Origin of the sequence: Moorena bouillonii PNG (genome assembly GCF_001942495.1) — a bacterium.
In the GTDB taxonomy this organism is placed as follows: Bacteria; Cyanobacteriota; Cyanobacteriia; order Cyanobacteriales; family Coleofasciculaceae; genus Moorena; species Moorena bouillonii.
This window is the reverse complement of sequence record NZ_MKZS01000001.1, coordinates 2,587,724-2,600,048: the sequence shown is the minus strand read 5'-3', so window position 1 is coordinate 2,600,048 and position 12,325 is coordinate 2,587,724. Positions and strand designations below refer to the sequence as shown.

The 12,325-nt window shown below is 41.6% G+C and carries 10 protein-coding genes; 4 read left to right on the top strand and 6 right to left on the bottom strand.

Going from position 1 to position 12,325, the window contains the following annotated elements; genetic code table 11:
- Positions 1–120: 120 nt before the first annotated feature.
- Complete coding sequence (locus tag BJP37_RS10655) at positions 121–696, top strand: Uma2 family endonuclease (RefSeq protein ID WP_075898697.1); 576 nt, start codon at positions 121–123, stop codon at positions 694–696.
- Positions 697–1,093: 397 nt separating this feature from the next.
- On the opposite strand, the gene BJP37_RS10650 is transcribed toward BJP37_RS10655, so the two are convergent.
- From BJP37_RS10650 to BJP37_RS10625, 6 genes are all read right to left on the bottom strand, one after another.
- Entirely contained in the window at positions 1,094–2,404 is a 1,311-nt protein-coding gene (locus tag BJP37_RS10650) for a YeiH family protein (RefSeq protein WP_075898695.1), read from the bottom strand.
- A 356-nt stretch (positions 2,405–2,760) separates the two neighbouring features.
- Positions 2,761–2,949, bottom strand: coding sequence for a hypothetical protein (locus BJP37_RS10645; RefSeq protein WP_143727560.1), 189 nt, complete (start codon positions 2,947–2,949; stop codon positions 2,761–2,763).
- 566 nt (positions 2,950–3,515) lie between these two features.
- A complete protein-coding gene (locus tag BJP37_RS10640) occupies positions 3,516–4,157 on the bottom strand; it encodes a hypothetical protein (RefSeq protein WP_075898691.1) in 642 nt (213 codons plus the stop codon).
- Positions 4,158–4,260: 103 nt separating this feature from the next.
- On the bottom strand, positions 4,261–6,753 hold the full coding sequence (locus BJP37_RS10635) for a CHASE2 domain-containing protein (RefSeq protein WP_075898689.1): 2,493 nt from the start codon (positions 6,751–6,753) through the stop codon (positions 4,261–4,263).
- Between the two features lie 205 nt (positions 6,754–6,958).
- Positions 6,959–8,131 carry a DUF1822 family protein gene (locus BJP37_RS10630; protein WP_075898687.1) on the bottom strand — a complete coding sequence of 391 codons (1,173 nt, stop codon included), beginning with the start codon at positions 8,129–8,131 and terminating at the stop codon, positions 6,959–6,961.
- Positions 8,124–9,644: a hypothetical protein gene (locus tag BJP37_RS10625; RefSeq protein WP_075898684.1), complete on the bottom strand. Its 1,521-nt coding sequence runs from the start codon at positions 9,642–9,644 to the stop codon at positions 8,124–8,126. The genes BJP37_RS10630 and BJP37_RS10625 overlap by 8 nt, the downstream gene beginning before the upstream one ends.
- Before the next feature lie 280 nt (positions 9,645–9,924).
- Between BJP37_RS10625 and BJP37_RS10620 the strand changes: the two genes are divergently transcribed.
- The 3 genes from BJP37_RS10620 (at position 9,925) to rfbD (ending at position 12,251) form a co-directional block, all read left to right on the top strand.
- Positions 9,925–10,542 (top strand): alpha/beta hydrolase, encoded by a 618-nt coding sequence (locus BJP37_RS10620; RefSeq protein ID WP_143727973.1) that lies wholly within the window; start codon positions 9,925–9,927, stop codon positions 10,540–10,542.
- A gap of 276 nt (positions 10,543–10,818) precedes the next feature.
- Positions 10,819–11,364 (top strand): dTDP-4-dehydrorhamnose 3,5-epimerase, encoded by a 546-nt coding sequence (rfbC, locus tag BJP37_RS10615; protein WP_075898682.1) that lies wholly within the window; start codon positions 10,819–10,821, stop codon positions 11,362–11,364.
- Positions 11,361–12,251 carry a dTDP-4-dehydrorhamnose reductase gene (gene rfbD / locus BJP37_RS10610; RefSeq protein ID WP_075898680.1) on the top strand — a complete coding sequence of 297 codons (891 nt, stop codon included), beginning with the start codon at positions 11,361–11,363 and terminating at the stop codon, positions 12,249–12,251. Before rfbC ends, rfbD begins: the two co-directional genes overlap by 4 nt.
- Positions 12,252–12,325 lie beyond the last annotated feature (74 nt).

Genomic DNA, 12,325 nt, shown 5'->3' with positions numbered 1-12,325 from the left:
TTCCCTGTTCCCTGTTCCCTGTTCCCTGTTCCCTGTTCCCTGTTCCCTGTTCCCTGCGGTATTGTTTAAATTATCATTTTTAATTTAGGAAATTATTGTATAATTTTGGAGGTAACTAACATGGTATATTTACCTGATACCCTCGAATTAACTATTAATTTAAGTGACGAACAATTTTTCCAGCTTTGTCAAAATAACAGGGATTTAAGATTTGAGCGCACCTCTGAAGGAGATTTAATCATCATGTCACCTACGGGAGGAAATACAGGTAGACGAAATATTAAACTATCGACTCAACTAGAATTGTGGAGTAGTCAAATGAAACTTGGTGTTGCATTTGACTCTAATACAGGATTTAAACTGCCTAATGGAGCAAATCGTTCTCCTGATGCGTCTTGGGTTAAACGAGAGCGTTGGGAAGGGTTAACACCAGAAGAACAGGATAAATTTGTTCCTTTATGTCCTGATTTTGTGTTGGAATTGCGTTCTCCGAGTGATTCCCTGAAAATGGTGCAAGCTAAAGTCCGAGAATATATGGAAAATGGCGCTAGATTAGGATGGTTAATTGATACCCAAAATAAGGTTGTGGAAATCTATCGTCCCAATCAAGATGTAGAAATTATCCAATCTCCGAAAACCTTATCAGGAGAAGATGTTTTGCCTGGATTTACTTTAGATTTATCAGAAATCATCTGATATTTATAGCGTTTATTGTAGAAGATGTAAACCTATAAGGTCTTTTTCTATTGTCCAATAAAACTCCAGATATCTTTTGCCTCTTGCCTTTTGCCTCTTGCCTTTTGCCTCTTGCCTTTTGCCTCTTGCCGCAATACATGTGTTTACAACCCAGATACAAACGCGCTTATAGCAGTTACCAACCCAATTGATAAGTGCTATAGTTGAATAGGCTAATCGTGAGATAGTATCTCTACATCTGTCCAGAAAATTCCTGAAGCATCACTCTCGTTTTCGTAGATATCCTGTACGCTCGACCCCAAATAACCACCTACTATCAAGCTATTCAATAACCACAGTAGTAGCGGAAGTGCGCAAATACTGATCAAAAAGATTAGGGATTTTCGGATAGTGTTTATCACTGTGCTAACTCCGGTATAGGAAAAATAATTCCGCTTAACATTAGCCACGCTATAGCCAAAGTAAGCACAATGTTAAAACTCTGTCCTACCAAGTAAAGAATCATGGGTTTACCACCCTGAAGTTGTGTCCCTAAATCCCGAAAGTTCGAGTCTAGACCAATGGACAAAAATGCGATACAAAATAGCCAGCCGCGATAGGTCTTGGTTTGACTAAGAATCCCTTTAACTGTATCCATCCCCATCAAGGGAATACAAACAAAGGACACTAACAGAGAAGCAGCTATAAACCCTAAGATAAACTTGGGCAAACGTACCCATAATTCCCTCATTTGTGGTTTAGGAGCATTTGGCTCGCGCTCTATAAAAAAGACCCAAAATAAAGCGATCGCAAAAGCTATCACTCCGATCAGCATATTTTGAATCATTTTAACTAAAGCAGCAGCTTGACCAGCGATTTCCCCTACTGTTTCACCAGCAGCGACAACTGCGCCAGTAGAATCAATGGTTCCCCCCAGCCATGCCCCACTGACTAATTCATTCATAGCCACAGCTTTGACAAACAAGGGCATAATCACCATCATGGCAACAGTAAAAATGAGAGTCATCCCTACAGCTAAAGTCAACTCATTTTTCTTAGCCTTACAGGCTGCTGCTGCTGCAATAGCGGCTGATACACCACACACTGATGTTGATGTTGCGACTACCATCACCAGTGATTTCTGCTGCATGTTCAGAAAGCGAGTACCAAACAGATACATAAATATGATCACAATCGGCGTAACTAGCCAAGCGATCGCTAAACCATAGGGTCCGAATTCCACAATTCGGTTAAAGAGAATTTCTGCACCGAGAATCACTAAGCCAGTCTTGATGTAATATTCAGTACGCACCGCTGGCATCATCCACCTTGGTGTACCAATCGTATTGCTGATGATTAGTCCAATCAACAATGCCCAGAAAGCATAGCCGAGGTTAATTGCTTTAGCAGTCTGTGAATTCCCCAGTATATAGGATAAAACTGCCAAGAGAAAGATAACCAAAAAGCCTGGTATCATGTTTCTGCCTTCTTTTCCCTTCATTACCAGGTTGCCAAGGGTAAACAGAGCACATAAACCAATGGCGAGCAATGCCAGTTTAGGAAGCAATTCCCAGGGGAGTGCCGATAATAGATCTATCCCTTTCCATTTGGGCATCTTTGGCACAACAGTTATGATGCCACTAAACACTGTCCCCAATAACAGCAGACCAATCCATACAGACCACCAGTCTTCTAATTTGTAGAAGTTAGACCATTTTGTTTGACTCATTAGTAGATTTTATTTTACCCTGGAAGGCACCACCGAAATAATATCAATTCATAATACCAATTCATAAAAGTAGCACGCTAAGATGTAGATGGGGAGATAGCCATCTCCCCACGCCGGGGTCAGTTTCTTTAACTATTTCCTATTCCCTGGGCACAGCGCTATACTTTATTCTCGGTAACGATTGCTCCTAGTGGCACTTTCAAAGGCTCTAGACTCGAAATCCCCTGAAAGCCAACCAGAGCTAGGGAAATACGTCGGCGCTACCAAAATGACTGAAACCCAAGTGCATCGCTTCTGTCTTCTGCCTTCTGCCTTCTGCCTTGCTGTTGTGCAATTTAAATGCACAACAGCTTATCTTAAAATCCCAGTACAAACTGCTGGTCGAACCTGAACATCAATTCAACTCTCAACCCATTAATTCCTTCCCAGGAAAGATTTAGAAACACAGGAGCAGCCTCTGCTTTATAAACGTAAGATGCGATCGCAATACACAGAGCAACACTGGTGAGTGCAGTATTAACAATTTTGGCAAGTTTTTTTTTCATTTTTAGATTATCTCGACTACATTTGGTTACTACTGACTGTTCAAACAAAAATTCACTTTAATGGCTGATTAGATTGGTAGTTGATAAATTCCCTAGCAACGAGAGGTTATAACTAACAGCGCTAATATAATTCAGGAGCTCCCTCAAACCCCTCAATGAATGTTGATAACTATAGCTTCCTATGCCGTTCCAGGTTTCTGTAAAAACAATCAAGTGACGTTGATTATAATGATCTTATCAAATGCTCCGGACAACTTGTATCAAGTTATTATCAATATAATCAAGGGAGTTGTGAAGAGAGTTTTAAGGAAATATGAAACTAGTTTAGGACTTAGGCAAAACTAGTCAAAAAAAACTATAGGTAGTAGAACACTACAGGTATATTTGCTGTGTAATTCCTGTAGTTAAGACTAGTCTCGTTAGACTATGAAAACTAAAAATTATGAATTGTGAAGACTGATAATACCTGATTTCGACATAACAAACTATCCTCTGATTGAGGAGCTTCGAGTCAGGAGTCAGACTAATTTATTTTACAGTAATTTTTAAGATAAATTCGTCCTTGACTACTCACAAAACTTTTGATATAATTCCTCAGTATTAGTTTTCCAATTATCTAAGTCCCCAAACACCGAAATCACTCGTACCACATCTAGGAAAAGATCGTGATCAGCAAAGTAACTCGCCAGCTGAGCAGTTTTATGCTCAGCTGGCAATTCAGCTTGGATAATCCGATACGCTTCACCACCCATAACTTGAAAGGGAATAGTTTCGGTATCTGTAATTAGTTGTCCATTATTATCAGTTGTGTTATACTCTACCCAGTAATAATATTCTTTACCTCGTTGAAGTGGCTGACCTTTACCATCAGCATTGTAAATAACACTAGTCTGATTATCGTTTACCTGATAAGACCATAAGGCTTTTTCATAGCGAGAGGAACGAACTTGAATGATGTTAACACTTCCTTCCCAAGCAAATAGAGGTTGGTCACTCCAGGTGCGATAGGCAGCAATATTAGGGGAAATTGAACAAAACTCTCCATGGGTACCTGCTTCATCCTTCTTCCTACGAAAAATATCTCGGATCTTAGCCCATACAGATTGTGTTTCCTGTTTGGTTTGACTCACTGCTTTCGCTACTTGATTCCCTTGACTTGTAAACGAAGATCCAACTGATACTGATGAGGTCGGAAAATTAATACTCATCGTTCCAGTAATTAGCAGTAGATAAAAGACTCTAATTAATCGATACATAGGATTTAAATGCCACAGGCTTGCCGGGAATTAATAATTACAAATTAATAATTAACTAAATAAGATAAAACCAGATTATAATTGATGGTAAAGCTATAGGAATTAAAATAGAAGCTGAGATATAAGCCTGTAGTCCAATTATTCCATAGACAGCTGTAGCACCAACTAATATCAATATTGATTGCTGTCGTTTTTGAGGCTTTTGCTGGAGCAGTAGCAGCATTGTTCCTTTTCCTAACAATGCTGCTAATAGAATCATCCAGCTGTCGGGAATTAATTTTATTGTATGCTTCGATAAAAAATGATGAACCATGTAAGCATGGGCTTCACCTCCGGTAAATACCTTGGGACAAGTATCTGCTGGCTTTCTAGTTCGATTCAGTGGATCACACCAATATTCAATAGCTAGAGGTAGGGAAAAATTATCCTCGGCTTCATCATATCCCCCAGAGGCAATGATAACGACTTGCTGCTCAATGTTAGGAAAGTCACTTTTGAGGAATTCCCAAGCAGGCTTGTGCTCATAAGCCTGTTCTGGAGGAATAGAAAAGTCAATAATATAGCGCATCCCTAACGGTAGATTCTTTGGTTTGAGGGATGCGTTCGCGTAGCGTGGCCTACGGCCAATCGCAAAAGGTAGATTCTTTGGTTTGAGGGATGCGTTCGCGTAGCGTGGCCTACGGCCAATCGCATTATCCTGGCTACTGACTTGCTGAAGATACTGACTAACTTGCTGCTGAAAGTTGGTGGTACTTTCAACATTAGGATTTAATCCTATCCCGTGGTTTGGCTGTTGGTGCAACTGGTGTGATAGAGCCAGTAGATAGGCAAAAGGACATGACTTGTTGCAGGTGGCATCCTGGGGGAGTTCCATATCCCAACGGAAAAAGGTAATATCCCCTTGTAGACTCCATTTAGGGCTAGCAATTTTGGGAAACACCTTGCGATTTTTATCCTGATTGACCCCAAAGACAAACCAGGTATCCTGTTGACTAACAGCGGATTGAATCGCACTAGCCAGTTTTTCCTCTCTCGGTTCTTGGGTATGCAGCAGATAATCAATTCCAATTACCTTAGCGCCTGAGTTCGAGAGTTGTCTGACTAATTTGCCAAGGTATTCCCGTTCCATCGGCTGGGTTTTAAAGCCTTTAATTTCCAGTTGCGCCTGATTGATTGAGTCTTGATCAATAGCAATTAACAGTACAGAGCGTGGCTTCTGGGAGGATAAACCCTCCCGAGGAAACTGGTTTGTGCTATCACGATAGACAGCTTGAACAAAGGTTCGCCCATCTTGCAACATGTCTTGTACAGGAACCATAGCGCTAACTAAAAGCACACTAGCTAATGCGATCGCTTCTTTTGGTTTAGGTAGCCACTGCTGAAGTAGTTTCTGGTAACCCCAAGGCTCAATCCGAAATGGCTTGGCACCATAGGGACTAAAAAACGAAGGAATCAGGTAAGCTGATGGATAAACAAACTTTTCACCTACCTGTAAATTGCGACAAGCTGCCAGCATTGCTTCCTGGACATCCTGATACTGAGCTAAGCTGCTGCAAAATTCTTTGAGAAATACATGAGCCACATTATCATGAACTTCCTCCCGCATGATCACCACTTGCAATCCTAAATCAGCCAACCGATTGGCAATTTTTAGACCACGACAGGAGTTAAAGACGCACAACTGAAGCCCCTGATTTTTAGCAGTAGTTAGGTATTCCTTAATTTCACTGATAGATACCAACTGCTCTGGCGCGATCGCTAATTTTCCATCAGTAACTTTTGTTTCATCACTATGACCCATAAAAAATAGAGCATCCCACCCCCTTTCATCCGTTATTTCTGCGGCCAGTGCTGCTTTAAGATTCACCCCATCCTCTTGCTGTTGCCAGTCAAAGAACTCTACTTGAGCAACGCCTTTAAGCAACTTAATAGCCTGCTTATCTTTCTCTAAATTCAGATCTGTATTATCCCCCAAAATTGCTAAAATCCGAGGTTTCCCATGGCGCAGTTTATTATCTAGCGCTATTGTTTCTGCCTGAGTAGTCATCGGAATCCTGGTAATCCGAATGGTTCCACTGGGGATATCCTCTGGAACCAACTGCCATGCTTCCCAAGGAAGCCGTGCCAATTCCACAGAATCGCAGGCTATAAAAATAGCTACTTCTCGATAGGCTTCTGCTGTCTTCTTTGACTGTGATTCCTTTCTAGCAATAGTTAAAATTTGATGTTGAATTGTTTCTCGAATAGTCTGTAATTGACCTAACCACCGTTGAAAAACATCCAGAAATATCTCTTTTGCTTCTTCTAATTCATGTCCCAAGTCATCGACTACTGGTGTGATAGCACCACTAGATAATTCTCTTGCTCGCAATTTCGGGTAAAACTGGAGGTAAAGGTATCGCCATTCCTCATAACAGTCTATTACTTTAGCTGGATAGTCCAACTTAGCGGATACTTCCTGTCCGTGATTACCCCGTAAATAAAACAGACAAGATGAATCAGCTTGCCAAACATTTAGTCTAAAACTCTTTTGATGATTAGTTGTCAATCGCTTCGCTCCAATTCAAAATTATCAATTAAAAATTAAAAAAATTACCACAAATGGATTCGGGGGCTTAAAACATCATTTTGCTCCAATTCAAAAATGGTAATTTGTTACTTTTTTATTCCCCCTACTCCCTACTCCCTACTCCCTACTCTCTACTCCCTACTCCCTACTCCCTACTCCCTACTCCCTACTCCCTATTAAAATATCATAAACATTTATCAGGCTCAAAAGCAAAGGGAAGTAGAGTTAATGATGCTCCGTTACTTAAAGAAATGGTTACTACAAATTTTTGGTTCCAGCTACCTGCTACTGCAACATGGAGATAACGTTCATTTACCAATACCGCTTCAGAGACAACACCAGTGAATTCACTGATTCGTAACTTCATACCAGGGGGAAGTGTATTACCAAGACAGTCTTCGATTAGCAATAGCAATGCCCATTCACGAGTATCTTCTGGTGCTTTCTGGTAAATGAACCAGGTAACAGCACATAGTTTGAACAGAATGCCATTTAAATTAACAGTTTGGTAAGAACCACGAGCATGAGACGGAACAATTAATCCTTTTTGTCGTCTCAACTCTTTAGCGATCGCTCGATATCTGTCTGGTTCATCCGATACTGGACTAATCCGACGCATCGATGGCTTAGAAAAGGTATAGTCAGGAAGCAGTTGCCAAGATAAACAGCTTGCTAACTCATCCATTTCTCCTCGCAGCCACTCTGCTGTATTAATGGCTGTTTCAGCAAAGAATGGTAGGATTTCCTGAACAGAACGCTTAGTATCAGCAACTGGAATTGTGATCTCTTGGGAATCTAACCAACGCAAGTAGTGCAGTAAATGATTTGGTTGCTGATCAAATAAAGACAGAGGTAAATTATAGTTACGGTTACCTTGTGGTAAGTTAGTTGATTCGCTATAGTTAACCAACTCGTCGTGACGTAAAACACCTCGAATAATACCCTGTTCTTGGGTTTCTTTAACCTCAATTAGGATATAGAAATGAGCCGCAAGTTCTGGTAATTCAACCGCAGCTATTGGTACAGTAACCAATTGCTCATTGGAGTTATCCGTGACAATTATACACAGATTAAACTCCCCAACTTTCAAATTACATACTGTATCAATCAGATTAGCATAGTCTGGTTGATACACCGAACATTTATCCGTAATAATTGGTAGCTGATAAACCCGCTCTTCTAACCATCTTTTAAAACCAAATAATGCTAAACTATTTAGATAAATTTCCTCCTGATTTACTTCATTATTCACTTGTTTGCTAATCTTTATGGCTTGCTCAAAGTCTTCTGTTTCGAGCCAAAAGTATTCTAGTATTGGAAGGGTTGTATCCATTGACTCTATACTGGCCTTATTCATTGTTTGCTCCTTGTTTTTTTTTGTTGTATTCATCTAGATATCGGCACAGTCGCTGAGCATATAAACTATTCATTGAACGGCTTTTAGACGTACTCAGTTCGGCTACCGCTGCTTGAAAAACTTGTGTATTTAAGAAAGCCTCAACTTCCTGCATCACGTTACTCAAATAATCGAGCTTTGTAGCATTTTCTTCGAGACCTAATCCCTTAGTCGTTGTTGAGATCAGCTGGAAAAAATTTTCTACACTCAGATACTGAACATGATTCAGCAGTTTCCCTGGTGCCAAAACTCGGCTGGCTTGGGAATGATTGGTCATATTCAAAAGGGTTGCTATCTCTTTAAGAGACTTCCCCTCACAGTAAAAGAATCGGAAACCTGGGATAACCTTTGAAGCAAAACAAGCGTAACGGCGGCTTTGCTCTAAAGAGGCAATGTGCTCAACCAACGCTTGCCCTATAGCGTGATCTAAAACCTCAATCAGTCCCTGTTCAAGAAAATCCTGCAATTCAGATTGTCCTAAATGATCTATAGTATTAATAGAGTTTAGATCAGGTAATTCTTTCGGGACATACTCCCCAGTTTCTGGCACCCGTGCTTCTAGAGGTTCCCAGATCGGACTTCCTCTGCGGCTCCAAATCTCCTCTTCTTGCAGACCCTTGGCTATCCTGGTTAGTTCTTTGTGAAGCTCTTTGGTGGAATTGATGATAACACCACGTTCTGGCAACAGGTGGAGCATGTCTTGGAGTTGGTCATCCCTAGGCTCAAGGCATTGGTTGACTCTATGGTTAAATCTATGGTTAACTCTATTGCGCCGCTGCTGTTGTCTGTCTTGAGAATAGACAGTATGGAAGGTTTCTACTAGTTTGCGATCGCGTGGATAGAGTTGTTCAAGGTGTCTGAGTTTAACTCGTCCCAACAGTGACCAGTTACTGGACAATGGCAATCCCTGTTCAGCTAAGCAACCTTTGATGTCAGGATGTTGTTTGGTTTTAAGATATGCCCAATTGTCCAAACTGAGGCGATCTGATGAGTTCAGACGATAGCTTGCTAAGACATCAATCGTAAAAAACTGACCAAGTCCACGTTTAATTTGACCTTGCTGATTCAGAACCAGTTGAGTTTTGCCATCACTATCGAGAATAATCGGAGTTTTGCCATCATCATTGAGTACATAGGATAGCAGCTCACGGTAAGTTAAGCGATAGTCAAGGCAAAACTGACTCGCTAGTGTTTTACAAGCCTTTAAGATTGAGGAAGAAACATAGCACCGAAGACAAAGTCCAGCTAACGCCTGGGATGTAGTGTCAACAGTAGATGGCTCAGCGCGAAACCAAGATAGCAGTAAATCCTGGATATCTCGCTCCCACTGAGCTGATAATCTTTGCTTTGGATATAATCCCAGGAGTGTTTGTTGAAAAAACTCCTGTGCTTTGTTGTGATGGCAGACTTTGTAGCCTTCTTCGTTATTGCCTGGGTCAAATACCCGAATTGTCGAGTATCTAGATGCATCCATAACTGATTAAGACAGCACTCTAGTAGTATATAGATGTCAGGCTATTTAACCTATGCAGTTTTCTCAAGGAACAGCAATAGGCAAGACGTTGGTCAATACTGGAACGATTTAAGGTAATCGGTAATGGGGAAGCAGGGTGAAACTCAATCGATTGAGCCGACGAAAATTTATATCTCAAAGTTTGGCAGCTCTGGGAATAACGCTGTTATCAACTGGTTGCCGAAAAGCTTACAATTCTCAAGAGATCACCTACTCTAATTCTGGAGATAAATCTTTGCCACTGAAATATATTAACGTTGCCCCTACCAACAATCAACCACCAACTGGATTAATTGTCTGCTTACATGGCTTTGGAGCCAACTCCCAAGATTTGGTATCTTTGGCTAAGGAGCTAAACTTACCAGACTATCAGTTTCTATTTGCTGAAGCTCCCTTTGACCATCCTGCTGTACCTGGGGGTAAAATGTGGTATGATTTGAATGGCTCCGAGTATCAAGGCTTAACCGAAAGCAGACAGCTGCTAATTGATTGGCTCAAATCCCTCGAAGGCAGCACTGGCGTGCCTCTATCCCGCACCATTCTGAGTGGATTTTCCCAAGGCGGAGCCATGACATTAGATGTAGGGTTAACCTTGCCAATAGCAGGCTTAGTATCCATGAGTGGCTATTTACATAGGGAACCCCAACCTCCTACAGGCTCGTCATTACCACCCATTTTGATAGTTCATGGCAGACAAGACGAGGTTGTACCGTTAATGGCTGCTCACAATGCTAGAGATACTTTAACTGGTTTAGGGATACAGGTCAAGTATGAAGAATTTGACATGGGACATCAAATCATCCCAGAGGTAGTAGTGCTATTTCGTAATTTTGTTATTCAACTAATGGCTAATCGGTAATCTGAAGGACTTTTAGCTAATTGATTTTAGTTAATTTAATTTTTTCGATAATTTCCAGCATCCGCCTGTCCGAAATCCTGATAGCAATTTGAAACTCAGAAGAATGCAAAAGTTTGTTTGTCAGATTAAGCCTAGATACATACTATGTGTTCTACTTGAGTGCAGACTACTATAATTAATTCCTATTTTACCTAGCGATATTGCTTTCAATTAACAGACCACAGGGGTGTCAAGTGTCAAGCTGAAATATTTCACAAAAAGTTTACAGATAACTCTATGAACGTTATTGAAACCAAAATACCGGAAGTCTTAATTCTTGAACCCCGCGTCTTTGGTGATGACCGTGGTTTTTTCTTTGAAAGCTACAACAAACGAGTTCTAGCAGATAAAGCTGGGATCACCGCTGAGTTTGTCCAGGATAACTATTCCCGTTCAGCCCAAGGAGTGCTTCGAGGATTACACTACCAGATTCAACAGCCCCAAGGTAAATTGGTGCGGGTTTTACTGGGGACTGTATTTGATGTGGCAGTGGATATCAGAAAAAGCTCCCCGACCTTTGGACAGTGGGTTAGTTGTTTGCTGAGTGCAGAAAATAAACAACAAATCTGGATTCCGGCTGGATTCGCTCACGGATTCCTGGTGGTCTCTGAATTCGCTGAAGTTTTATATAAGACTACCGACTTCTACGCTCCTGATCACGAGCGGACTATTTTGTGGAATGACCCTGACCTAGCCATTCATTGGCCTCTGACCGACTCTCCTACTCTGTCGGCTAAAGATCAAGCGGGTAAGTCTTTCAAAACAGCCGAGGTTTTTTCATGAAAAAAATCTTACTCACTGGCATCACTGGACAAGTGGGTCAAGAGTTACAACATACTCTGAGTCCCCTAGGCCAAGTAATCGGTGTGGGGCGCTCGGATATGGACTTAGCTGAGCCAGAGAGTATTCGTCAGGTAATCCATCATATTAAGCCTGACGTGATTGTCAATGCAGCGGCTTACACGGCTGTGGATAAAGCAGAGACAGAACTGGCACTGGCTAAATCGATTAATGCTGTTGCTCCGACCATCATGGCAGAGGAAGCTCAGAATTTAGGGGCGATCCTGCTCCATATTTCCACTGACTATGTGTTTGATGGCAAAAAAAATACTCCTTACACCGAGCAAGACACTCCTAACCCCATCGGTTCCTATGGTAAGTCCAAACTGCAAGGGGAAGAAGGGGTACAGCAAAAATGCGATCGCATTCTCATCCTTAGGACTGCTTGGGTTTACGGTACTCGTGGTCATGGCAACTTTGTCAAAACCATGCTACGACTAGGGGCTGAGCGAGAAGAGCTTCGGGTGGTAGCGGATCAAGTGGGTACTCCTACCTGGGCTAAGGATATAGCAGTAACCATTACTCAACTTTTGCAAGCAATGGATTCTAATCCAGTGGTAGGGGGAATCTATCACTTCACCAACAGTGGTGTCACTAGTTGGTATGACTTTGCCGTTGCCATCTTTGAAGAAGCCAAACTCCTTGGCTTCCCCTTAAAATTGCAGCGAGTTGTTCCAATTACTACCCCAGAATACCCCACCCCCGCCCAGCGTCCAGCTTACTCAGTTCTCTCAAACCAGAAAATATCCCAAACCTTGGGAACCTATCCGCCCCATTGGCGTCAATCTTTGAGGCAAATGTTAGCAGAACTTTATCAAAAGCTTGGGTAATTGCTATAAGCATAGGGAGTAGGGAGTAGGGAGTAGGGAGTAGGGAGTAGGGAATCGGGAATCGGGAATCGGGA